Source organism: Bacillus sp. JUb11 (genome assembly GCF_024807925.1).
Taxonomy (GTDB): Bacteria; Bacillota; Bacilli; order Bacillales; family Bacillaceae; genus Bacillus; species Bacillus altitudinis.
In genome coordinates this window covers 104962-128473 of record NZ_JANUEZ010000003.1, presented here as the reverse complement: position 1 = coordinate 128473, position 23512 = coordinate 104962, and the positions used below count along the sequence as shown (strand labels likewise).

Annotated in this window: 31 protein-coding genes and 1 pseudogene; 23 read left to right on the top strand and 9 right to left on the bottom strand. The window is 40.9% G+C overall.

Translation table 11 applies throughout. From position 1 onward, the window contains the following. Window positions 1-18: 18 nt before the first annotated feature. From M2369_RS06695 to M2369_RS06605, 19 genes and pseudogenes are all read left to right on the top strand, one after another. Entirely contained in the window at window positions 19-870 is an 852-nt protein-coding gene (locus tag M2369_RS06695; protein WP_061420556.1) for a MurR/RpiR family transcriptional regulator, read from the top strand. A 141-nt stretch (window positions 871-1011) separates the two neighbouring features. Then, on the top strand, window positions 1012-1683 hold the full coding sequence (locus tag M2369_RS06690; RefSeq protein ID WP_061420554.1) for an RraA family protein: 672 nt from the start codon (window positions 1012-1014) through the stop codon (window positions 1681-1683). An 11-nt stretch (window positions 1684-1694) separates the two neighbouring features. Next, window positions 1695-2573 (top strand): prephenate dehydrogenase/arogenate dehydrogenase family protein, encoded by an 879-nt coding sequence (locus M2369_RS06685; protein WP_203143794.1) that lies wholly within the window; start codon window positions 1695-1697, stop codon window positions 2571-2573. A gap of 43 nt (window positions 2574-2616) precedes the next feature. After that, window positions 2617-3951, top strand: coding sequence for a TRAP transporter large permease subunit (locus M2369_RS06680; protein WP_045033885.1), 1335 nt, complete (start codon window positions 2617-2619; stop codon window positions 3949-3951). 13 nt (window positions 3952-3964) lie between these two features. Beyond that, window positions 3965-4231 (top strand): hypothetical protein, encoded by a 267-nt coding sequence (locus tag M2369_RS06675; protein WP_045033886.1) that lies wholly within the window; start codon window positions 3965-3967, stop codon window positions 4229-4231. A 170-nt stretch (window positions 4232-4401) separates the two neighbouring features. Continuing rightward, window positions 4402-4800: a YwqH-like family protein gene (locus tag M2369_RS06670; protein WP_045033888.1), complete on the top strand. Its 399-nt coding sequence runs from the start codon at window positions 4402-4404 to the stop codon at window positions 4798-4800. A gap of 4 nt (window positions 4801-4804) precedes the next feature. Beyond that, window positions 4805-5083: a YwqI/YxiC family protein gene (locus M2369_RS06665; protein WP_008343583.1), complete on the top strand. Its 279-nt coding sequence runs from the start codon at window positions 4805-4807 to the stop codon at window positions 5081-5083. 68 nt (window positions 5084-5151) lie between these two features. Then, window positions 5152-5388 (top strand): annotated as a pseudogene (locus M2369_RS06660) (T7SS effector LXG polymorphic toxin); the annotation flags it as partial. A gap of 11 nt (window positions 5389-5399) precedes the next feature. After that, window positions 5400-5795, top strand: coding sequence for a CDI toxin immunity protein (locus M2369_RS06655; RefSeq protein ID WP_008343580.1), 396 nt, complete (start codon window positions 5400-5402; stop codon window positions 5793-5795). A gap of 12 nt (window positions 5796-5807) precedes the next feature. Continuing rightward, complete coding sequence (locus tag M2369_RS06650; protein WP_019743227.1) at window positions 5808-6134, top strand: hypothetical protein; 327 nt, start codon at window positions 5808-5810, stop codon at window positions 6132-6134. Window positions 6135-6218: 84 nt separating this feature from the next. Next, window positions 6219-7889: a T7SS effector LXG polymorphic toxin gene (locus M2369_RS06645; protein ID WP_008343575.1), complete on the top strand. Its 1671-nt coding sequence runs from the start codon at window positions 6219-6221 to the stop codon at window positions 7887-7889. Between the two features lie 16 nt (window positions 7890-7905). Next, a complete protein-coding gene (locus M2369_RS06640) occupies window positions 7906-8268 on the top strand; it encodes a hypothetical protein (RefSeq protein ID WP_008343573.1) in 363 nt (120 codons plus the stop codon). A 28-nt stretch (window positions 8269-8296) separates the two neighbouring features. Continuing rightward, a complete protein-coding gene (locus M2369_RS06635; protein ID WP_008343571.1) occupies window positions 8297-8569 on the top strand; it encodes a hypothetical protein in 273 nt (90 codons plus the stop codon). A 65-nt stretch (window positions 8570-8634) separates the two neighbouring features. Then, window positions 8635-8910 carry a hypothetical protein gene (locus M2369_RS06630; RefSeq protein ID WP_008343569.1) on the top strand — a complete coding sequence of 92 codons (276 nt, stop codon included), beginning with the start codon at window positions 8635-8637 and terminating at the stop codon, window positions 8908-8910. Window positions 8911-8942: 32 nt separating this feature from the next. After that, on the top strand, window positions 8943-9338 hold the full coding sequence (locus tag M2369_RS06625; protein WP_008343566.1) for an SMI1/KNR4 family protein: 396 nt from the start codon (window positions 8943-8945) through the stop codon (window positions 9336-9338). 236 nt (window positions 9339-9574) lie between these two features. After that, window positions 9575-10420 carry an octanoyl-[GcvH]:protein N-octanoyltransferase gene (gene lipL, locus M2369_RS06620; RefSeq protein ID WP_259253701.1) on the top strand — a complete coding sequence of 282 codons (846 nt, stop codon included), beginning with the start codon at window positions 9575-9577 and terminating at the stop codon, window positions 10418-10420. A gap of 35 nt (window positions 10421-10455) precedes the next feature. Continuing rightward, window positions 10456-10941 (top strand): tetratricopeptide repeat protein, encoded by a 486-nt coding sequence (locus tag M2369_RS06615; RefSeq protein WP_061420532.1) that lies wholly within the window; start codon window positions 10456-10458, stop codon window positions 10939-10941. Window positions 10942-11044: 103 nt separating this feature from the next. Further along, window positions 11045-13321: a glycosyltransferase gene (locus M2369_RS06610; RefSeq protein WP_259253699.1), complete on the top strand. Its 2277-nt coding sequence runs from the start codon at window positions 11045-11047 to the stop codon at window positions 13319-13321. Further along, window positions 13318-13551 (top strand): DUF5970 family protein, encoded by a 234-nt coding sequence (locus M2369_RS06605; RefSeq protein WP_035702387.1) that lies wholly within the window; start codon window positions 13318-13320, stop codon window positions 13549-13551. Before M2369_RS06610 ends, M2369_RS06605 begins: the two co-directional genes overlap by 4 nt. Before the next feature lie 35 nt (window positions 13552-13586). Here the strand turns inward: M2369_RS06605 and M2369_RS06600 are convergent, their stop codons facing one another. Continuing rightward, the gene (locus M2369_RS06600; protein WP_039165221.1) at window positions 13587-14387 is read right to left on the bottom strand and encodes an RsfA family transcriptional regulator; all 801 of its coding nucleotides are present in this window, start codon (window positions 14385-14387) and stop codon (window positions 13587-13589) included. A 242-nt stretch (window positions 14388-14629) separates the two neighbouring features. On the opposite strand from M2369_RS06600, the gene M2369_RS06595 reads away from it, so the two are divergent. From M2369_RS06595 to M2369_RS06585, 3 genes are all read left to right on the top strand, one after another. Further along, window positions 14630-14851 carry a YuzB family protein gene (locus tag M2369_RS06595; protein ID WP_003215259.1) on the top strand — a complete coding sequence of 74 codons (222 nt, stop codon included), beginning with the start codon at window positions 14630-14632 and terminating at the stop codon, window positions 14849-14851. A 170-nt stretch (window positions 14852-15021) separates the two neighbouring features. Then, window positions 15022-16323 (top strand): HD domain-containing protein, encoded by a 1302-nt coding sequence (locus M2369_RS06590; protein ID WP_007497716.1) that lies wholly within the window; start codon window positions 15022-15024, stop codon window positions 16321-16323. A gap of 30 nt (window positions 16324-16353) precedes the next feature. After that, complete coding sequence (locus M2369_RS06585) at window positions 16354-16854, top strand: YwgA family protein (protein WP_024719448.1); 501 nt, start codon at window positions 16354-16356, stop codon at window positions 16852-16854. Between the two features lie 104 nt (window positions 16855-16958). On the opposite strand, the gene M2369_RS06580 is transcribed toward M2369_RS06585, so the two are convergent. Genes M2369_RS06580 through ssuE form a run of 8 tightly spaced genes read right to left on the bottom strand, consistent with a single transcriptional unit; the run spans window position 16959 to window position 22473 of the window. Further along, window positions 16959-17702, bottom strand: coding sequence for an amino acid ABC transporter ATP-binding protein (locus M2369_RS06580; protein ID WP_041507922.1), 744 nt, complete (start codon window positions 17700-17702; stop codon window positions 16959-16961). Then, window positions 17699-18409, bottom strand: coding sequence for an ABC transporter permease subunit (locus tag M2369_RS06575; RefSeq protein ID WP_084231781.1), 711 nt, complete (start codon window positions 18407-18409; stop codon window positions 17699-17701). The genes M2369_RS06580 and M2369_RS06575 overlap by 4 nt, the downstream gene beginning before the upstream one ends. Window positions 18410-18425: 16 nt before the next feature. Beyond that, window positions 18426-19268, bottom strand: coding sequence for a transporter substrate-binding domain-containing protein (locus M2369_RS06570; RefSeq protein WP_058337045.1), 843 nt, complete (start codon window positions 19266-19268; stop codon window positions 18426-18428). A gap of 17 nt (window positions 19269-19285) precedes the next feature. After that, a complete protein-coding gene (locus M2369_RS06565) occupies window positions 19286-20047 on the bottom strand; it encodes an amino acid ABC transporter permease (protein WP_008343545.1) in 762 nt (253 codons plus the stop codon). A 13-nt stretch (window positions 20048-20060) separates the two neighbouring features. Continuing rightward, entirely contained in the window at window positions 20061-20624 is a 564-nt protein-coding gene (locus M2369_RS06560; RefSeq protein ID WP_008343543.1) for a GNAT family N-acetyltransferase, read from the bottom strand. A gap of 34 nt (window positions 20625-20658) precedes the next feature. Then, on the bottom strand, window positions 20659-20913 hold the full coding sequence (locus M2369_RS06555) for a glutaredoxin family protein (RefSeq protein WP_024719443.1): 255 nt from the start codon (window positions 20911-20913) through the stop codon (window positions 20659-20661). Further along, on the bottom strand, window positions 20913-21938 hold the full coding sequence (locus M2369_RS06550) for an LLM class flavin-dependent oxidoreductase (RefSeq protein WP_039165233.1): 1026 nt from the start codon (window positions 21936-21938) through the stop codon (window positions 20913-20915). The genes M2369_RS06555 and M2369_RS06550 overlap by 1 nt, the downstream gene beginning before the upstream one ends. After that, a complete protein-coding gene (ssuE, locus tag M2369_RS06545; RefSeq protein WP_039165235.1) occupies window positions 21922-22473 on the bottom strand; it encodes an NADPH-dependent FMN reductase in 552 nt (183 codons plus the stop codon). The genes M2369_RS06550 and ssuE overlap by 17 nt, the downstream gene beginning before the upstream one ends. A 150-nt stretch (window positions 22474-22623) precedes the next feature. Between ssuE and M2369_RS06540 the strand changes: the two genes are divergently transcribed. Then, window positions 22624-23508, top strand: a complete 885-nt coding sequence (locus M2369_RS06540; protein WP_008343536.1) for a LysR family transcriptional regulator — start codon at window positions 22624-22626, stop codon at window positions 23506-23508. The last annotated feature ends 4 nt before the right edge of the window (window positions 23509-23512 follow it).

Below are 23512 nucleotides of genomic sequence, written 5' to 3'. Positions count from 1 at the left end.
GGATAGGCAGGTGCTATAATGGAGGATTTAATATATAAACTTCAGCATAAGGTCGCATTTTTAACCGATGCGCAGAGGAGAATTGCAGATTATATCGTACAAAATCCAATGGAAGTCGCTTTTTTAACTGTCGATAAATTGGCGTCAAAAGTCGGGACGAGTACAGCAACGATCATGCGATTCTCTGCTGCTGTGGGGTATTCCGGTTTTTCTGAGTTCCAAAAAGAGCTTCAATCAGCTATGAAGCATAAAGCCGACCCTCAAACGAGACTTGAAGCGAATCTCAAGCATTCAAATAAGAATAAGCTCTTGCATGACCATGTAGAACTTCAATTTCAAAATATCCAGTACGCACTAGACAATATCACGGAAGAAACCTTTCAGCAGATTGTTGGGAAAATAGCCAGCGCACGCCACGTTTTGTGTACAAGTGTTCGAAGTGGAAGACCTGTTGGCGAATACATGTCGTTAGGAATCAATCGGCTATTGGGGAATTGCCAGTATATTGATGCAGATCAAAGTGACTGGGTGGATGATTTGGTTCATTTCAACTCGAGTGATTTCATTATAGCTGTCAGCTATCCGCGCTATGCAAAGCGTATGAAAGATTTGATGGAAGCAGCGAAGTCTTATGGGGTGGAAGTCCTTTTAATTACAGACAGTTACAGCTCTCCATTAACCAAATATGCACAATATGTATTACCATGTTCCTCAGCAAGTGTAGGCTCCCATAACTCTGTCGTATCTGCTATCTTTATCGTCGATTACATTTTAAGTGCCTTAGCGATGAATGATCCTGAAAGAACAAAACCACGTTTAGATCAAATCAATCATATGTTAACGAAAATGAGTTATCACACAACACATTAGTCGTGTGGAACTCATTTTTTATTTTTTGAAAGCGCTTTACTAATTGAAAATGAGGTGGTATGATCATATCACAAAAGTAATAAATATTACTTTAATAAAAATAAATGTAATAAATATAACTCAAAGGGGATGATGGAAACAATGAGTACTGTTCATGTCGTGTCAAATGATCTTATCGCTAGGGCAAAAAAGCTTAACTCGACCTTGCTGTCAGACGTAATGGGATGCACCGGCGCGATGGATCATCAAATCAAACCAGTTGCGAAAGGCATGAATGTAGTCGGCACAGCTTTTACTGTTAGCTTACGGCCAGGGGATAATTTATTTCTTCATCAAGCGATTTACTCTGCTAAAGAAGGAGATGTACTGATTGTTGATGGGAAAGACCATAAGGGTCATGCCTATTTAGGGGAATTGATGGCACATTCAGCAAAGGCTGTAGGAATAGAAGGAATCGTGATTGACGGGCTTGTTCGCGACAAACTCGCTTTAGAGGAGCTGGCTTTGCCAATCTACAGTAAGGGATTTATGCCAAACGGACCTTATAAAGATGGTCCTGGGGAATTGAATCAAACCATCTCGTGCGGCGGTGTCAAAGTAGCCCCAGGCGATTTAGTCATTGCTGACGATGATGGAGTCGTCATCGTTCCAAAGGAAAAGGCGGAACACCTGCTGACACTAGCGGAAGAGAAACAAGCGTATGAACATCAGAGATTAAAAACGATTCAACAGTATGTGGACGAAGGAAAGCAAGACATCAGTCTCTTAGCACCGGCATGGCTGGAAGGCAGAATGAAAAAATTTCAGGAATAGGGGAATCGGTGATGAAAATAGGCTTTATCGGATATGGTGAAGCAGCATATCAGCTGTCAACGGGATTGAAAACAGAAGGATTAAATCAATTTTATGCATATGATGTCCTATTACAAAGTGAGAAATTAGCTGGCTCGTTGAAAGAAAAAGCATCGCAGACAGGCGTTCAATTAACGAGCAGTATTAGCGAACTCATTGAGAAATCTGATCTTGTGATTGCAGCTGTACCAGCGAATAAAACCTTGGAAGTGGCACAATCTGTATCGGGAAGTTTGAAAAAGAATCAATTATATGTAGATGTATCTGCATCAACACCAGACATCAAAAAACAAGTAGCAAACGAAATTGAAAAGCAAGAAGCGCTATTTGTAGATGCCGCCATGCTGGGGTCTCTTCCAGTCAACAAACACAAGGTTCCGATCACGGCAAGCGGCAGTGGAATTGACCAATTCATGAAAGTCATGAATGCTTATGGCATGAATATCACAAAAATTAGTGACCAGCCAGGAGATGCTTCGGCACTAAAGCTAATCAGAAGCATTTATATGAAGGGGATTGTCGGTCTCTTGATTGAATTTTTGGAAATTTCCAAAAAATATAATGTGGAACATCAAGTGATTTCTTCACTAAGCGATACAATGGACAGCAAAAGTTTTGAAGAGACCATGAATCGTCTTGTGACAGGGAGTGCATTGCATGCAAAAAGACGGGCAGTAGAGCTTCTTGGCTCTATTGATATGCTAGATGAAGCAGAGATTGATGCCAGTATGTCTCGGGCAGCACAACAGAAGCTTGAGAGATTAGCAGACTTTCACTTTGCTGAACGATTTGACGGGGTAAAACCTGCTAGTTGGGAAGAAGTCATTGACGTGATGCAGCAAGGGGAATAAATTGTAAGCGTTTTATTTAATAAAGGGGAGGCGAAGAAACGATATGGGTTTTATTGCGTTGATTGTGTTCATAGCTGTCATCATTATATGGAATGTCGTCGTGAAGCGGAATATGGGAGAAGCCATGCTATTAGGCTTTATTGCGACCACATTATTTGGCGGATTGGATGCGTTAAGACTTTTCTGGGATGGTTTAATATTTGCATCCACATATGAGGTGCTTTATGCAGCTGTCGCATTTGTATTCATGGCCTATTTAATCGAAAAGTTGGAATTAATTCATGCACTCTTACGAATCCTAAATTCGGTTGTAGGCAAACTTCCTGGTGGAGCAGCTTATATGAGTACGTTAGGTTCAGCAGTGTTAGGCGCTCTTTCAGGTTCAAATTCTGCAAACACAGCTGCGACTGGCTCTATCACGGCCTCTTGGATGATTAAATCCGGGTGGAGCCGGACCCATACGGCCACGATTCTAGCAGGGAATGGCGGACTTGGAGCGGCACTGCCTCCGAACTCTTCCATGTTTATCATGCTTGGGTTTGCACCAGTTGCCGCCCTTGTATCTGAGGGAGATTTATATATTGCCCTTCTAATAGGAGGACTGTATCAAGTCGTATACCGATTTATTTTGGTGTATCTTCTGGTGAAAAAGAATAAAATCCAGGCCATGCCGCCAGATGATATTCTTCCTTTCTGGGAAGCTGTGAAACAAGGGTGGAAGTCGATCTTTATTTTTTTCGGTGCCTTGATTCCTATCATTGTCACGATTGGTCCTCTGGCAAACTATTTAAAAAGTAACCCAAACATCGGACCAGAGGCAATGGATCAAATATCTTTAATTACATGGATTCCGATTCTCATGATGCTGATTAGTTTAACAATTGGAAGAAGCAAGGCGTCTGCTTTAGATTGGTCTCAATTTTTCAAATCAGCCATTCCTAAATTCACAACGATTGGCGCCTTGATGCTGTTTGCAGTGGCTGCTAGTCAAGTGCTTGCTGAATTAGGACTCGCAGAAGATTTGACGCAAATCACATCAGTACTTACCATTCCGAAATGGCTCATGGTGCTCATTGTGGGTGTTCTTGTCACACTGGTGGCAGGCCCTCTATCTTCAACAGCGACATTAACAGCTGTTGGGCTTGTCTCATTTTCAGCTTTAATCTCAGTTGGAGTGGACCCAGTTGTGGCTGTAGTTGCCATTCTTGCTTTTTCATCAACAGAAGGCGCTTCCCCGCCTGCATCAGGGTCCATATTTATCGCTTCTGGTCTAGCAGGGGCCAGACCAGAAAAAACCTTTATCCCACTGATCCTCTATTATATGCTTCCGATCGTTGGCATTGGCTGGCTCATTGGAATGGAGATACTTCCCGTATAGAAAGGAGAAACAGATGAGAGTATTGATGGAATTCTTATTTAAAGTGCTGCTTGTCCTATTCCTAACGTCAGGAACGTTGTTGGTATTCGGTCAAATACTAGGAATACTCTTGCAAAAGGGAGATATGATCATTGCTAGTACGAACCTATTTAAAAACCCAACACTGGTGTTAAGTGCCTTTTTTAGCCTTGTCGGGTTTTCACTCCATTATATCCCTGAGAAGAAAGACGCTGCATGTAACGATCATGACCCAGCATCAGTCACTGAAACTTTAAAATAACCATCAAAAGCTGGATCCTATCGAAGGATTCAGCTTTTTTATGTGAATTAGGTATAAAAACCCAATACATACGATTCATTTTTTAGTGAATTCGTTTTCAATCATATGCCTCTTGTGCTAGTGAATGGTAACATAACGGAGGACTATTTGAGGAATAGAGGTGTTTGACGATGTCTGGAGCTATCATCGGTTATACAACAGCCTTGTATTCGTTAAAGGCAGACATATCCATAAAAAAAGAACAAATCATAGAACTGAACATGTGTCGAAAAGAAATCAAAGAAGCAAAGTCTGCTCTGGCAGATGCTAACAAGAAAATGACTCATCCAGATCTGACATCACATACATGGTTTGGCCATCTCGCAGATACGTTTGATGACATTCGAGACGAGATGGCATCCGCCAGTGAAGACATAAAAAGTGTACAGCTGACCAATCTATTGAATCGAATTGATGAGAAAATCAGCGACTTAAAATCAGAGATCCATTCATTAGAACATGAAATTCATTCGGTTGAAAGAAAAATAGAGAAAGAAAAGCAGAAACAATTGGAAGAAAAAAGAGGGTAGTCACATGAGCAGAGAAATTAAAATAGATGCCAGTCAGGTCAAACGAGTATTACAGCATGCAAAACAATCAGGCGCTCAAATGAATGCAACACTTCCAACAACCATCAAAGGAAGAAATCAGCTCCTGACGGCAGACACATTAGAAAAAATCAATCAGCAGCTGAACGAATTAAGTACATCCTATATAGACATTCTTCAGAAACAACTTGTACAAACAGAACAAGCGGTGAACACCATGATCGAAACGGACAAGGCGCTTGCTTCCAGCAGTAAAAGAAAATAAAGGAGAAACGATCCATACCTGCGACTTTATCATCTGTTATTGGATCTCTTCCTGTAATAACCCGACCCAATGCACAACCATATACAGGTACGCTTAAGTCGAGTGCTGGGTATGGTAAAGTTGTTGGTAGGCAGTCTGTTGACGGAAAAGTAAGATGGAGATTAGATTATGATCCTAATAAGGGACCACATATAAATATTGAAGATTTTCGTAATGGTAAAGGAGCTAATGCAAAGAAAATCGCTATACCATTTGAAGGTAACGAAGGTACTTTTAAATCTTTATTAAAACATCTGAATAGATAAGGAGATTTTATATGAGTTTATTTGAAGAATGTATTGAGGCACTTGGTGAGAATGTACACGTTTTATATGATAATAGTAGGGATAAAATATTAATCCATTTTGAAAGTTCATTTCCATTTTCTGATTGGGGGCAAATTGAATGGAAGAATTTATCTTCTTATGCTGAAGTGAATACGTTTGATGAGATACAATCCTTTTTAAATCAAAAAATGGATGAGTATAATGATGTTGTTTATGTAATTTGGGATGAAGGGACGTTACCAATTATTCAATCTACTTTAGATAAAGTTTTTGAAGCTATAGATGATGTTACTGCAGTCAGTTTTGATACATGGATTTTTTCACCATCTTCTGGTTATGTTATTGAAATATTTCATGATGGTGAAGTGAAAGTAGGATCAAAGTAGGGATGTAATAGAATGATGAATAATGATTGGATATCTGTTCTGGAAATTGAAGATGATACTCAAATTTGGACCGGAACCGTAGTTAGAGTTTTTACGGAGGAATTAAATAAGGATAACCTAGAAGGTAATTTCTATGATTACATCGTTTCTTTTATTTATGATAACAATGAATATTTACAATTAACCTGTCTAACTCAAGGTGAGGGTGGAAATATTGTTTGTGTATTGCAAACAGAACCAAATTCTAATTATTCATTAGGTAAGGAATTGAAAAGAATGATGGATGATGGTACAAACTCTGTTTTTGTGAAATTTTCACCTGAATGTATCGTTAAGTAAACATCTAATATGAGCGGTGAACACCATGATCGAAACGGACAAGGCGCTTGCTTCCAGCAGTAAAAGAAAATAAAGGAGAACGTAATGAAAACCCTTGATGCTTTTGCGATAATAAACGGAATTGACCAAACGCTGAATACATTAAAACAGCAATCACAACAGATTAGCTCCATAGAAAAACAAATCCAACAGATCATCTCACTTGATGGCGCACTAAAGGGAGAGGCGGGACAAGCCATCCGCTCCTTTTATACAGAATGCCATATTCCCTTCCTGCAATTTTTTCAGGTCATCATTGAGGATTATAGCGCTGCATTGAAAAACACAAAGCAGGCGCTTCATGCCCTTGAATCAAATCAGCACGGCTTTATATCACAAGCATTTATTGAACACGAACTTGATCAAGGCTTAAAAAAAGCTGAACGAACAATTTCTGAAATCGTATCAGAGGTGAACCACGCCATTGGCAGAGTTGGTCATATTGTTCACTTGCCAAGTGTAGATGAATCAGCTTTTCAGCAAAACTATCAAAAGGCATGGCTTGAGACGTCAAGAACCATTGGTCTGCTTCATGCATTTGACAGGGAGCAGACGAGTGCTTTACATGAAACAAAAAGCTCCCTTCAAACAATGAAACAATTCATCAACACGCTAAGCACCATGTTCACCGGCCCAAAAATCGACATCACGAGCTATCAAAAAGGATCTATTTTCAAAGATGGAAAAGAAGAAAAAGTGAACAGCACCATCAGTGGATTGAGCGACAAAATAGACAACCTAAAAGACAATCCAATGATAATCATGCTGAAGAAACTGAAAGAGAAACAACAGGCGAATGTGGAGACGGTTGTTCGGAATGACACCCATAAAAACATCAGTAAACAAATCACAGTAAACGATCCATCGCTTACGCCATTGCAAAGGGAAGCCGTGAACGGGAAAAACAAGATTCATAGAGACATCAGGGTCATAAAGGGTAAACTATTCAACGTAAAAGGCATCAAAAAGCTAAAAGAATTCGACATCGCTGATGAAGTTGTCACAGATCCGTCGGACATTAATTTTATAGGCGGGAGATACACCGTTTACGCCAATAAACAAATCATTCGAACGTATATCGCAAACGGTGAAGTTAGAATAGAAGAAGTAGATAAAATCCCAGAAAGCCGGAGCCGCGGAAATGCCAAACGTATACTAGACGGTGAGGTCGTTTCAACCGCCGAAAACATCATTTTAGAATACAGCGGCATCTACGACGGCTACCGAGCCGTTACTGGCAAAGACCCAGAAACCAGCAAAAATATTAGCAGCACCGACCAAGCCCTATCCGCAGCCTCTATTATCCCATTTATGAAAATCATTAAAGGCGGGAAATATGTCTTTAAGATTGATCAAGGGAAGAATGTGGTGAAGAGAGTTGAGAAGACAAGAAAGGGTACGGGTGAACTGATTAAATTCAAAGGTGATGAAGCTATTATTCATTTTGAAAAGCATAGTAAAGAGATAATGGGTGCAATCGGCAAAAACAAATACAATATCAAAAATTATCTTGAAGATGCAAATCACCTTATTCAAAAGGGACAATATGTACCAGAACTGAATGGATATGTAAGAATTGTTGGTGGAAAGGGAAGTGCAAAATACGGATTTGTTGGGCTCGATAGAAAAACAGGAAATATCACCACATTTCATATAAAATCGGTTAAAGAACTTTCTAAAAAAGCACCAAGTTTAGGGATAAAAACAAAGAAGTAAAAAAAGGGTGATCGTATTGAAAATAAAAAAAATAAACTGGATTTCACAAGAAGCCTCAGAAGCTGAAGTGATTGTAACAGATGGCGAACTGGAAATAATGTGTTTTGCTCAACCATTAAATTACCTTGAAGAAAATGAACTATTAGAACCCATTTATTGTTTAGATGTGTCAGACTTAGTGAAAGCTGAATTGTCAGAGTATAGAATTGAAAAATTAGATGATAATTTCAGTTATAGTTTTTTAGGACAATTAATTGATAAGCGTGATGAAAAAGTGAAGGTAGGCGGACTTTTATTAGAATTGGATTGCAATATACCGGGAGATATAAATGAAGGCGATTTTATAAGTTTTAATTGTCAACGGTTAGATATTTATTAGTATGAGCCGAAGTTTTAAGGAGCATTAAATGAACAAAAAACAAGAACTAACGAAACAAATTCAAACGGTCATCAACATCCTAGAAAAAGAATATTCTCAAGAGATCAATCAAGGTGTACTTGAATTAATATATAGAAGATACAAGAATGCCCAAAGAATCATGCAAGCCAATGATAATCTCCAAAAAGTCTTTATCATTGGCGGAGTTAGGGCTTACTTGGATAGTCATAATGACTATCTAAATCCATTCTTAGATGAATTACATAAAGCGGAAAGTCTACTAAAAGAATTGTTGTATTGATTATATAGTGATATGTAGAAGTCTTTGTATTAGAAAGCGATACAAAAACACAGAAAGGAATTCGTATGAATCAGAAAAAACACATCAACAAAAAAACAGTCAATTGGCTATTAAGCATCAGTGTTCTTCTCGTCATTGGGACAGCTTTTATGAGAGGGGTTTATGTCCCACATGCCGGTTCGGATTATCGAGGATTTCCCATTGATTGGCTAGTCCTGCATTCAAATTATGGTGTTGAATTTCTATTTTTTGGTTTTATACTCGATGTCATCATTTTCTATTTTCTATTAAAAGTGCTCCTGCGGGTGTATAAAAGAATTATGCCAAAATCAGCTGAATAAACGCTTGTACATCCTTTTAGGAGGCTTTCAAAATGATTCGTTTTTCTCAGATTCCCAACCTGGTCATAAACAAACCAGCAAGTGATATACATATCAAAGAGGCAGAATCCGAGCTAAACATGGTTCTGCCCCATACATATAAAGCATTACTACAACAGACAAATGGATGTTCCGTCGAAGGCAATGTTCTACTATACGGAACTGAGGACATAGTGGAACGCAATAAAACATGGGAAGTCCATCATTATGCCAGCGGCTATGTAGCCATTGGTGACGATGGCGGTGGGCGAGTACTTCTCATGCGGCAGGCAGAAGAGGAGAAAAAAGTGTGGATCGTCGATGCTGGTGTGATGGACCCTCAGCATGCGGAATTAGTGGCTGAAGATTTGTTAAGCTGGGTAAGTCACGGCTGTTTCATAGAAGTTTAGTCTATTAAGGAGATGATCGATTTGCCGTGGAACACATTGATCGCTGCGGGCCTCGTGGTTGGGGTTCCTGTCGTTTTGATTGCAGCTGTTTATTTCATCTCGAAAAGGAAGAACAAGAAAACCAAAGCATCCAGTTGAAAAGCTCTGTGACGTTCCTTGTCATAGAGCTTTTTTCTCGCTCATTCTCCCTCCATGTTATAATAAACACAGTTTATGAACGAGAGGATATGCAGGACATGAAAAATGAACCTATTGAGTTATTGACGCAGCCGACATGGCGAATCATAGATCAATCGAGCCTTGGTCTTTATGTGGACCCGAAGCAATCTTTTGCGATGGATGATACGCTTTGTGCGTCGGTCGGGAAAGGACTCTCACCAGCGACAGCGCGTTCTTGGGTGCACCACAATACGATCGTTCTTGGGATTCAGGATACAAGACTTCCATTTCTCCAAGAGGGTGTAAAGCTTCTTGAGGAAGAGGGATATCGCGTCATTGTGCGGAATTCAGGTGGTCTTGCTGTTGTGCTGGATGAAGGCGTACTAAATGTGTCTTTAATCTTTGCGGAACAAAAGAAGGGCATTGATATTGACCGAGGATATGATGCGATGGTGGAATTGATCCGCCGGATGCTGTCGATGTATGAGGTGGACATTGAAGCCTATGAAATTGTCGGCTCTTACTGTCCCGGTAGCTACGATTTGAGCATCAATGGAAAGAAATTTGCCGGCATTTCTCAGCGTAGATTACGCGGAGGGGTCGCTGTGCAAATCTATTTGTGTGCAGATGGAAGCGGTCGAAAACGAGCTGATTTGATACGCCGTTTTTATGAGGCGGCCTTAAAGGATAGAAGGCATGAGGTGAAAGCGGTATTCCCTGATATACAGCCAGATACGATGGCGTCTTTATCAGAATTAACTGGAGAATCCATTGATTGTGCACTTCTCATGCGTCTTTTACTAGAAGAACTTCAAAAGCTGAGCGAGCAACTGACTGCTTCAGGGTTGACCACCGAGGAACAACTGGAGTTTGAGAAAAACATGACACGGATGATTGAGCGGAATGAGAAAGTGTTCTCGTAAACATATCGTCCCATCTTAAAAATAGGGGTGATGTAATGGAAACGAAACTTCTGAAAGCTATTGAACTTCGAGAAAGTGGACATCTTCAAGAATCCAATGACATGCTCATCCGTCTTGTAGAAGAGTATCCAGATCATGCCTCCATTCACTATCAATGTGCTTGGAGTTATGATGTGTTAGGGAAGGAAAAACAAGCTGTCTTTTTTTATGAGAGGGCCCTTGAACTAGGTTTGTCTTCAGAAGAAAGAGAAGATGCTTTCTTAGGATTAGGAAGTACATACAGAACCTTAGGGGAATATGAAAAGTCAAAACAAATATTCCTCCATGCGATGGAAGCTTATCCGCATAATAAAGCCATTCAAACGTTTTATGCCATGACTTTGTATAATTTAAATGAACATAGCAAAGCAATGGAAATATTACTGAACTGTTTAACTGAGACGACAAATGATCCTGCTATTTTGAGTTATCGAAGGGCCATTGATTTTTATTCAAATCAGTTAGATCGATTGTGGAAATGATTTATATAGAAATGGAGGGGCAATCTAATGGAAGAATCCCCTCCTTTGTTATGACATTTTATATGTGATAGTCCTTTATGACATAAGAAAGAAGGAAAATGTATTGTCATTCATCACCACGTATTACCCGCTGTTTATGCTTTGTATTTTGTCTCTGTTGTATATGATATATCGTATCCAGCCAATGGCCTCTACTGTGAAAAAAGTCATCATTGTGCTATGTGTGTTAACAAATGCTGCCTATATTTGCTGGCGTCTCTTCTTTACATTGCCGCATGAAGGTACTTTTAATGTTGTCATGGGCATTTTGCTTGTTGTCTGTGAATGCATTGGGTTTATCCAGTTGCTTGTGTTTTATACGCTGGTTTGGAAGCCTTCAAATCGGAAACAAGTCATGATCAGTGATCTTGAAAGGCTGCCAACAGTTGATATTTTCATAGCTACATATAATGAACCAATTGAGGTGCTGAAACGCACTGTTGCAGGTTGTTTGAATCTCTCTTATCCGAAGGAAAGCGTTCAAATTTATTTATGTGATGATGGCAATAGGGAAGCTGTAGCGCAGCTTGCTTCTGCGTTTGGTGTTCATTACCTGACAAGAACAGATAACAGATTTGCTAAGGCAGGTAATTTAAATCATGCGATGTCTCAAACGGATGGAGAGCTGATTCTGACACTTGATGCAGATATGGTCCCTCTTCCTTCCTTTTTAGAAAAAACAGTGCCCTATTTTCATGATGGAGCAACTGCGTTTGTTCAAGTTCCACAGGCGTTTTATAACGAAGATCCTTTCCAATATAATATGTTCTCGAAAGATCGAATTCCAAATGAGCAGGACTTCTTCATGCAAACTCTCCAAGCTGGTAAGGATCGGTTTAATGCCGTCATGTATGTTGGGAGTAATACGGTATTTAGAAGAACGGCATTAGATGAAATTGGCGGATTTGCTACTGGAGTGATTACAGAAGACATGGCAACAGGAATGCTTCTTCAGGGGAAATTCAAATCTGTGTCTGTCGGAGAAGTATTAGCCGTCGGTCTGGCACCTGAAAGCTGGCTTGATCTGTTAAAGCAAAGAGATCGCTGGTCGAGAGGGAACATTCAGTGTGCCCGTAAGTTTAATCCTTTGAAGGTGCGCGGCTTAACGCTTATGCAGCGTGTTCTTTATTTAGATGGCATTGTATATTGGTTTAACGGTTTGTTTAAAATGATTTATATTCTCACACCGATTTTGTTTTTATTGTTTGGTATTCAAAGTTTCTGGGCAGATTTCCAGTCCGTTTTCATGTTTTGGCTGCCGGCGTTCTTTAGCTCGTATTTAGCGTTTAAACTTGTGTCGAATCAAAAAAGAAGTATGTTTTGGAGTCATATTTATGAAAGTTCAATGGCATTCCACTTAGCTGGTGTGGCACTCAGTGAACTGTTCTTGAAGAAACGGGTTGAATTTCTGGTGACACCGAAGGGAATTCAAACGGACAAAAGGCATTTTCATTTGAAAACGATGATTCCCCATCTGATCTTCTTGCTGCTCTCATTGCTTGCCCTTGTGAAAATAGGTTACGATGTGAAGGTAAATGGGACGATGAACGCTGATCTCATGTTGATTAATATTTTTTGGGTGCTTTATAACGGTGCAGGCTTATTCATGGCACTGCTTGTGGCGTTTGATCGACCGCGTTATCGGAAATCAGAGCGGTTTGTCATTGAAAAAGAGGGGCATCTTCGTTCTGATCATCAAGATCAGTCGATTGCTTGTTTTCTACTAGATATGAGTGATTCAGGTGCACGTCTGTCCATTCCATTGGACCAAGAGTCTTCTCTTTATCAAGGACAAACGCAATTGTTTTTTTCAGAGAATGAAAGCGTGTCGTGTGACGTGGTTTGGAGCTATCCAGAGGGAGACCAGCTGATGGTTGGTGTTGCTTTTACTGACACAAAAAAATCAGAGTATTTATCACTGATCCGTTTCTTATTCACACGAGAGCATGTAGCGATGACGGATCGTGAGAAAAAATCGTATGCCGTTCGGACGTTTCTCCGCTTTTTAAGAGAAACGGAGAAGGTACCAAAGGCTCTACGTCGCAAATGGATGAGAAGGCCATTGCAAGGTGTGACAGGTACGATCGCCTATGAGGACCGACTAGAAGAGAAGGTGCCGGTGATCATACATGATATCAGTTTATCTGGGTGCAAAATTGAGTTTGAAGATTCAATTGAATTAAATGGGAAAGTGCTGATCACCATTGACACAGAGTCTCTAACGGATCAGCCGGCGATTGCGGTTTGGACATCACAAAAACGCAGACGTACAATGGCCGGACTCAAATTTGTTCAGCCTGAAATCAAGCAGATAGAAGAAAGAGAGGGAGTGGTTTCTTGAAATCTAAAAATGGCGGTTACCTCTATTTACTATGGCTTCCTGTCATCATAGGAGCCGGCTACGGCATTTCGCTTTTCGTGCCGTTTCTTCAGCCTGTACTGACGCTTGGTATCGCAGGGCTTTATATTTTTATGTTTGGTGATTTTCAGGTGAGGCAAGTCAGGTACATTTTTATGTTCGTCTTCTTGATCAATGTCCTTTTTAGCGTGATGCTATTTTTGGATATTTAAAAAAGTGCTTCCCGCAGGTGGGGAGCACTTTTTGGTTATTCAGCCATTTTTTCAAGGTTGCCGTTACGATCCATTTTAAAGGTTGGTGCGGCACTGTCGTCCTCTTCAAACAAAACTAGTTTTCTTGCACGGTTCATGATTTTGACGAGTGTTTCATAATCTTCTTGAATCGTGAGCTGATCCTTTTCAAGCTTTTTCACTTCAGCTTCTAGCTGCGACACTTTATGTGAAAGTTCATTGTTTTCTTGTTTTAACCGGCTGTTTTCCATGCGTAAGGCAGAAGATTGCTGTCCATCGCCTTCATAGCGGCGTAAGAAATCAATGATATCTTCAATGGTTAGCTCTTGGCGCTGCCCAAATGGATTGGTTTCTGGCTTTTTCTCTGTCACTTGAGAAGCCTGTGACAATAAATGTGATAAACTAGCTAACTCTTCATTGTAGCTTTGATCCACAAACTGAAGCTGTTCGGCTGTTTCGGCTGCAGGTGCAAACGTTTCTTCTTGCGCAGGTTCCAGTTCTTGAGAGAACTCTTCCTGTGTGATCGTTTCTTCAACTTGCGGCTGATAGAGCAAACGTTTTTTCGCAGGCTGCCCATTGCCGAGTGCACGCATGCGTTGTTTACGCTGTTTTTTGGCAAGTGCCAATGCTTTTTCATATTGATGCCTCACGACAGCATTCCATCTAAATCCGCATGCCGCTGAGGTACGGTTTAGCTTGTCTCCCACTTCTTCAAATGCGTTCAGCTGTGTACTGCCCTCTCTGACGTGACGTAAGACGGTTTCTGCCAGAAGGAGATCATTTTCCTCTGACCAAGCATCTTGTCTTTGTTTTGACATGTGTTTAAACCCCCATAAGATTTGATGGTATTAGATTAGCCAAGTTGAAGAAGGTTTATACAAGTTTGCTAAAAGGATAGTGGAAAATACTAGCTTTTATGTGAATACGTCTCTGTGCTGACAATGCATCTTGCAACTCCAGTCGCTTCGATGTACAATGTTGGGTGGTATATTATTCACTCTTAGTTGTCCAACTGTTTCATATAGAATGAAGTTTCATCATTGAAAGGAAGCGTAAGAACATGGCTAATGAGTTTCGCGTATGTGACGATTGTGATGCGACGAACCTAAAAACGTTATTGCCTCGACTTAAATCGGTTGACCCTGATGCAAAAATTGAGATTGGCTGTCAATCGTATTGCGGTCCAGGACGAAAAAAGGCTTTTGCGTTTGTGAACAATCGCCCATTATCCGCACCAACAGAAGATGAGTTACTCGAAAAGGTTCAAAAAAAAGTCAAATAAATGTCACTGAATGTGTTCAGTCGACCTAAAAAGAGGTCCGTCCCTGTCAGGTCGGGCTTTTTACGTCCGTTCAATCTATGAGAACACATTCGCCAGCAAATTCAAGGATGTTTTCGGGAAAAGTTACCCGATATAATAGAAACACGTCTTAAAAAAAGAGGGACGAAACGATGGCGTATCCAAAAGGGAAATTATCCGAAGAAAAGGTATTTAAAGATCCTGTGCACCGCTATGTTCACGTACGGGATGCATTGATATGGGATTTAATCGGAACGAGAGAGTTCCAGCGCCTTAGACGAATTAAACAGCTAGGCACCACTTATTTAACGTTTCATGGGGCAGAACACAGCCGATTTAATCATTCACTCGGTGTATACGAGATTGTCAGACGAATTGTGGATGATGTGTTTAAAGGAAGACCCGAATGGGATGAAGGGGAGCGTGAGCTTGTACTGAGTGCCGCCCTGCTTCATGACCTTGGACATGGTCCGTTTTCTCATTCCTTTGAAAAGGTCTTTCATTTAGATCATGAATCGTTTACAAGAGATATCATTTTAGGGCAGACGGAAGTAAATGAAGTGCTGCGCCGGGTTAGTGACGATTTTCCAAAGCATGTAGCAGAAGTCATTGCCAAAACGTATCAAAACAAACAGGTGGTCAGTTTGATTTCAAGTCAAATTGATGCCGACCGAATGGATTACTTGCAGCGTGATGCTTACTATACAGGCGTCAGCTATGGTCACTTTGATATGGAACGTATTTTACGCGTGATGCGTCCAAGAGAAGATCAGATTGTGATGAAACAGAGCGGGATGCATGCCGTAGAGGATTATATTATGAGCCGCTATCAAATGTACTGGCAAGTCTATTTCCATCCAGTGACACGCAGTGCGGAAGTCATTTTAACAAAAATTCTCCATCGTGCAAAAGAGCTGCATGAAACGGGATATATTTTCACACATGCCCCGGTGCATTTTTATTCGATTTTTGAAGGAAATGTCACCACAGAGGACTATATTAAGCTGGATGAATCCATTGTCTTATTTTATTTTCAGGCGTGGGAAGATGAAGAAGATCACGTGCTGGCTGATTTGTGCCGCCGTTTTATGAACCGCCGTTTATTCCAATATACAGAGTTTAATCCAAATGAAGAAATGACGAAATATTTCAAGCTGACGGCTTTGTTCAAAGAAGCAGGAATTGATCCTGACTATTATTTAGTGGTCGACTCTTCCTCTGATTTGCCTTATGACTTCTATAGACCGGGCGAAGAAGAAGAACGGCTGCCGATCCATCTCTTGACGCAAAGTGGTCATATTAAAGAACTGTCGAGACAGTCAGATATTGTTGACGCCATTTCCGGTAAACGAAGAACCGATCATAAACTTTATTTCCCGATGGACTTAATTGTAGATATGTCGGAAAAAGCTGAAGAAAAGAAGGCGATCATGAAGCTGCTTGGATTGGGATAAGGAAGTACTGAAAAAGGAGATGTCGGGAATTTGTTGAAAGAGCATGCAAAGTTGATGAAGGTGTTCTCTGAATCTGGGGAAATCGTTGGACGGAAGAAGCTGCAAAAAATGATTTACATAGCAAAAAAGCTAGATTTGCCTTTTTACGAGAAATACGATTTTCATTTTTATGGCCCTTATTCAGAGGAGTTGACGCTCAGAATTGAAGAGCTGTGCAACCTTGGATTCTTGGACGAAATGAAGGAAAAAAAGGGCGGATACTTTCAATATCGCTATTCGCTGACGGACAATGGGAAAGAGTTTCTCGATCAGTGTGAAGTGGACATGCCTGACCTCAAAGTGCTGACGCAGCAGATGAATGAGCAATCGTCTCGTTTTCTAGAGCTTGTCTCAACGATTTTATACTTTGACGATCTGCCAAAAGATGAGGTAAAGGAAAAGGTCTTCACCATTAAAAGCAAGCAGCGCTATACGGACGAAGAATTTGAGGCAGCCCTTGCGTATATTGATCAGTTGAAGGAATTGAACTAACGATAAGAACCAGTATGTAATAGCCAATGGCTAGAACAGACTGGTTTTTATTTTGCACGCATATAGAAACAGAAACAAGTCGACCTCATGGATCGACTTGTTTTTTAGGAATGATGATAAGAAAATCTCGCTAAAAATTGTTTTGTCCGTTCTTCCTTCGTCTGTTCAAAGACTTCTACTGGGGTGCCTGATTCAACAATGACCCCATCCTCCATGAAAATCACCCTGTCGGCAATATCATAGGCAAAGCTCATCTCGTGGGTGACGATGATCATGGTGACCCCGGTTTGTGCCACTTGTTTAATGACGTCAAGTGTTTCACCTACAAGCTCGGGATCTAAAGCGGAGGTCGGCTCATCAAACAAAATGACTTCCGGATTCAATGCAAGTGCTCTTGCAATGCCTACTCGCTGCTGCTGTCCGCCAGATAATTGATGCGGATAGGCATCTTTTTTCTCTAGTAACCCTACTTTTTTGAGCAATTGGAGTGCTGTGTCATAGGCCTGGTCTTTCGGTTGTTTACGGGCAATGACTAAGCCTTCCATGACATTCTCAAGTGCTGTCTTATGAATAAACAGGTCGTATTGCTGAAAGACCATGGCTGTTTTTCGGCGAATTGCTAGAATGTCTTTCGGTTTTGCTTGATTGAATGTGACAGTGGTGTGATCAATGCTGATCTCGCCTTGATCCGCACGCTCAAGAAAATTTAAGCATCTGAGAAATGTTGATTTCCCAGAGCCGCTCGGTCCTAAAATGACTACGACTTCGCCTTTTTCTACCGTTAAATCCATTCCCTTTAGAATCTGGTTTTGACCGAATGCTTTATGCACTTGTTTGATGTGAATCATGCCAATCGCCTCCTTTTGTTTTTGTGTCCATATTTCTCATATCCGGCTGTAATGGCTTCAATAGAGGCACACAGCGCCCAGTAAATAAGGGCAACAGCAATGTAGGCTTCAAGATAACGATAGTTCACATTGGCTTTGATTAAAGCGCCGTTTAAAATATCGACCACAGATACCATAGAGACGAGAGAAGAGGCTTTGATTAAACTGATGAGCATGTTGTTCAGTAAAGGAAGAGAGATGGGAAAGACTTGTGGAATGATCACTCTTCGCAACACCTGTCTGCCTGTGAAACCAACGGATAGAGCGGCATCAAATTGGCCCTTTGGGATGGACGCAAGAGAGCTTCGAAATATCTCTGATAACCCGCTGACGGCATATAAAGAAAGGGCGAAAATGGCAATCCATCTTCTATCTAAATCGCTAAAACGGATGGGCAGCGAAAGAGATACAGCCAATTGATCGAGCGAATCGGAAAAAATAAGATAAGATACGAGCAAGATTAATACAACAGGAATGGCTTTAAAAATCGCCACAAACCATTTGAACAATGGAGACAATATAGGCACTTGATAAAAACGAATAAGGGCAATGCCAAAGCCAAAGATGGAGCCGAATAATAGCGGGAGAAAACCTAATAGCAGCGTCGTTGGCAAATAATGAAGTGCGGCTAGAAAGGCCTGAAACATAAAAGCAACGTCAAAATCCACTCAGATCGCTCCTTTCTTATGATGTAGTAAAGTCTCCGCCCAATATTTTTTTAGACAATTCAGCGAGCTTGCCGTTATCGATCAGTTTTTGCAGGGCTTGATCAATGTCTTTTTGAAGTTTTGTATTGTTTTTTTGATATAGATAATACGTTTTAGATACGTTTACAGGCTTTCCGGATGTCACAAGATTGGCATTGAACTGTTTGTTTAGCTTATTGACGTCATACTTTGTGAGTAAGGCAGCATCGACCGTGCCATTCTGCAGGTTTTTGACTAAAATTTCGTTCCCGCCATCCCCGTAGACAATGTCAATTTTCCGATCATGCTTTGCGTTATATTGCTCTAGAAGATAAGCGAAATTACTTCCTGTAGAGGTGTGCACTTTGTGTCCAGCTAAATCGTCCAGGCTTTGAAAGTCATGACCGGATGCTTTATTCACCACAACATAGCTTGTATAATCTGTGTAGCCAACTTTTCCAAATAGATATTTCTTCTGACGCTCGTCATTGATTTCATATTGGTGGGCAGCGAGATCAACTTTACCTGCATCTAAAGCAGGCAGAATATTTTTAAACTCAAAGGATTCATATTTAAACTTATATTGTGGAAGCAGCTGATCCACTTCATCTAATACAGCCTTCTCGTAGCCTGTTAATTTGCCGTTTTCATCTAAGTAAACGAAAGGCTGATAGGCGTTCCCTGTCCCAATGACGATTTCTTTTGCATCTGGGTCATTATTGTTCGCTTCTGCTTTGACTTCATCCGATTGCTCATTATTTCCGCAGGCGGCAAGCAGCAATGAACCAAGTAGAAGCAGACCGATGATATAATTATTACTGAATATTCTGTTATTTTTCATGTAAATTCCTCCCCAGTTTATTTTGCACGTTTTTCTACAGTGAAGGCCGCTTCAGCTCTTTTTAAGGGAAGCAATGCCGTCTGACGCTGTTTTTTTGTTTTCGGTGTATTGATCCGTTTTTCCAATAGGTCAAATGATTTTTCTAACACCATACTTAAAATGATAAATATAACGGCAGCAATAAAGTATCCTTCTAATACGCGATAGTATAAAGCCCCTAATGTTTGAACCTTTCCGATCATGTCCATCACACCTAATGTAAAGGCGAGGGAGGTATTTTGTAATAAGTTGACAATGGCCACGCCGATATTAGGAAGGGCGATTCTCCCTGCTTGAGGAATAAGCGTTCTTCTATAAATCTGCCATTTCGTCAGTCCAATCGAGGCGGCCGCTTCATATTGAGATGCTGGGACACTCGATAGGGCAGATCGGAATATTTCTGAAAAATACCCAGCTGTATTGAGTCCATATGTAATATACAGAAAGATCAATTTGTTCCACATGGAGATATCAAGCCCAATTGTTGCAAGCACACCAGGCAGGCCATAAAACACAATAAACATTTGCACAAGGATAGGTGTTCCACGAATAAATGAGACATAAATTGCACTGAGCTGATGCAGGATGGGAATACGCTCAATTCGGAAATAAGCAAGAATGAATCCAAGAAAACTGCCAATCAAAGTGGCAAATAAAACGATCAGTAAGGTTGTTGGAAGGGCTGACAATACTTTAGGGAAGAGTGTGACGACATACTCCCATTTGAAAAACTCCCCCATGTTGAATCACCTCCTATGTTGAAGTCGTTTGGACTTTTTCTTCTGAGGGCGGTGCGCCTAATATGGCGGCATCAAACCGTTCAGGGATGAGGACTTTATACATTAATACACCTAAGTCGCCATTATCGGCTTCACGTTCAATATATGCTGTATAGCCTTTTCGTTCGTACATCTCTAGAAGCCAGGGGTGCTTTCGGCCAGAAGTGCCCAGTGTGTATGCTGGTGCTTTAAATGTCTGCCGGAGCAAGGTGTTTTCTACATAATCGAGCAGCTTATTTCCGATCCCTTGACCGGCTAAATCAGGAGCTGTGGCAAACCACCAAACAAATGGATAGCCTGAGACCGGTTGAGTACTCTCCCACGGAAAACGTATGGTGATGGTTGATATGAGCCGCCCGTCTCGTTCTAACACAACAGCAACGGATTGTTTGATGTTTTCTGTGACCATTTCAAGTGTGGCGTTCGTGGATGGCCAATCAATGCCCATTTCTCCAAGCGGTTTAAATGCACTGGACAGCAATTCTAGAAAAGCCGGTGCATCTTCTTCGGTAGCGATGCGAAAAATATCTCGACTCATGACAAACCTCCAATCAAAAGGGTAGTGTGTAATGTCAGCTCAACGCTTTTCGTAAAGTATCGATATCTGGATTCAGCAATGCTTGATACACGTGGGTATCACGGCTGATTTCTACTACTGGCACATAACGGACGCCGTATTTTTCTTCTAAAATATTTCTGTAATGATCATGCTCTGTTACATCAATGGTTGAATAAGTAATGTGCTGTTCGTTGAAATAGGACTGAATGTCCTGACAATAGCTGCATCCATTTTTGCTCCATAAAATGATTTTTTGTTTATTTGACATTAGACGCTCACCTCTTGGTTTATTTGGTTTTTGGCTGTTAGTTCATGATCAAATGCTTCTTTTAATAATGTGATAGACGCTATTCTTGCCTCAATGTCTACAATCGGAGATAGCACAATGAACTCGTTGATATCATATGTCTCGGCTAGTTCAGTCAGCCGGCGATGAACGGTTTCTTTTGTGCCAGCGGTATAACCGGTTTTTTGAACGTGAATGTTGTAGTGTTCTTTTTTTGTTCCTTTCACCAGCTTTTCTGCATCTTCTAGTGACGTCACATTCAGCTTTCTTCCATCGGAAAAGGAGACCTTTACTGTTTCCTTTTGCTTGATGTACGAGAGGGCTTGTTTGTGGTCTTCCGCTACAGATACGGTGATGGCGAGAAGAAATTGCTGGTGCGTGTTCTGTGTCTTGAATTTTTGAAAAGTCTCTCTTGCTTCTTTTAATAATGCGTCATCCCCGTTAATAAAATAGGCAAACACAAAGGATATCCCAAGTTTCGCTGCGAATTCCGCGCTCTCAATACTGCCGCCTAGAAGGAACATGTCGGGTGATACGCTGGGAATTGGCTGAGCATTTAATTCATTTGCTTGTTCAGTTAGATACGTTTTGAGATCCACTAATTTTTGAGAAAAGTCTTTCCGTGACGCTTGATAATCTTCCTGAAGCGCTTGTGTTGAGAGGTTCAACCCTCCCGGTGCTTTCCCAACGCCTAAATCGACTCTGCCAGGCGCTAGAGATGCCAGTACATGAAATGTTTCAGCCACCTTAAACGGGCTGTAATGCTGAAGCATGACACCGCCAGACCCAATTCGCAAATGGTTCGTTTTTGCTAAAAGATAACCAGCGAGGGCTTCAGGGGATGATCCTGCCACTTGAGAATTATTGTGATGTTCAGACACCCAAAACCTGTGATAACCAAGCTGATCTGCTGCTTCAGCCAATCTGACAGTATGCTGAATACCCGTCTCTGCTTTCTCGTTTTCACTGACGAGGCTTTGATCAAGAATACTAAGGGTGAGCGACATTGGCTGTTCCTCCTATTAGACTTTGATATTGAGATAGTGCGAGGTTTAATCTGTCTGTGGCATCTGGATCAAGCACATAGCTATTTGAATCCTGCTTTGTGACCTGTTGATCCACAACATACACGCCAGATTGAACGACAGTTGCACCGAGTTGATGAATGATCGGTTTAAGTGCATATTCAATGACGAGCAAATGCCCGTATGTTCCTCCTAAAACACAAGGAAGGACGGGTTTATCTTGTAATGCTTTCTGGGGAAGTAGATCTAAAAAAGTTTTTAAAATACCGGAAAAAGACGCTTTGTAGACAGGTGTTAACACAATGACACCGTCGCTCTCTTTCACAAGCTCAATGGCTTTGATAATGTCTTCGTTTGAAAAATCTGCTCCTATTAAGGCGCCGCTAGGAAGCTGGTGGACTTGAATGACATGAGCATCAATCCCATGGAACGCCAAACGATGATGGATATGCTGCAGGACACCGGTTAACCGAGATTGGACAGAATGCCCACCTGCTATAATCGTTACTTTTGCCAATTCGTCTCCTCCATTTCTGATAATTCCTTCTAAACAACTTGGAATAGTTGATAATATAAATTATAATAAGGCAAACCAATAGAAAAGTATAATTAGTAATCATAAATACACGATTCAGATATTTAAAATACAGGGAGAAGAGGGGTTTTCATGGAGATTCGAGCGATACGCACCTTTGCCACGATCGTGAAATACGGAAATTTTTTAAAAGCAGCAGAAGCGCTGAATTATTCTCAGCCAACCATCACTTTACACATCAAACATTTAGAAGAGGAAATTGGAGAGAAGCTTCTAGAAAGAGGGAAGACCTTAAAGTTAACAGCATCAGGACAGCTTTTTTATGAAAGAGCCAATTCTTTACTCAATGAATATGAGAAATTGACGAAAACACTCCAAGATTTAGAAGTGGGCATTGCGGGGTTCATTCGCATCGGTGTTTCTGAGCCCACTGCCAGCTTAGAATTTCCTGCCCTTATTGCAGAATTCAAGGAAAGGTTTCCGAATGTAGAATTTTCTGTGCAAGTAGCGGATGCGAATACGTTGAGTTCCTTACTTTCGCATGATGAGATTGATTTTGCGATTTGCGGAGCACCAGAAGCTTCGATGGAGAATAGCTATAAGCCTCTTTTTCAAGATGATATCGTGCTGCTCGTCCCGTCTTCCCATCGATTAGCGGAAAAAGGGGTAGTGGAGGTGACAGATTTAAAGGATGAGACCATTTTATTCACGCCACACAATTGCCCCATCCGTATTCAAATCGAACAACAAATCGTCGATGTCATTGGGACCAATTACAATAAGTTAGAGATTACGAGCAGCATGTCCCATAAACATTATGTTCAGGCTGGATTAGGTGTCTCTCTTTTTACACGAACTGCTCATTCCTTTACTCTTCCAGGCACCAAGGTATTAGAAATAAAGGGCATTCATGTTTCCCCGCCAGTTGGTCTATTGAGGAAAACAAATGATTCGCCAGGAAGAGCCGTACTTCAATTCATTGATCTCATCGAAAATCGACTGCATCAACCAACATGAAAAG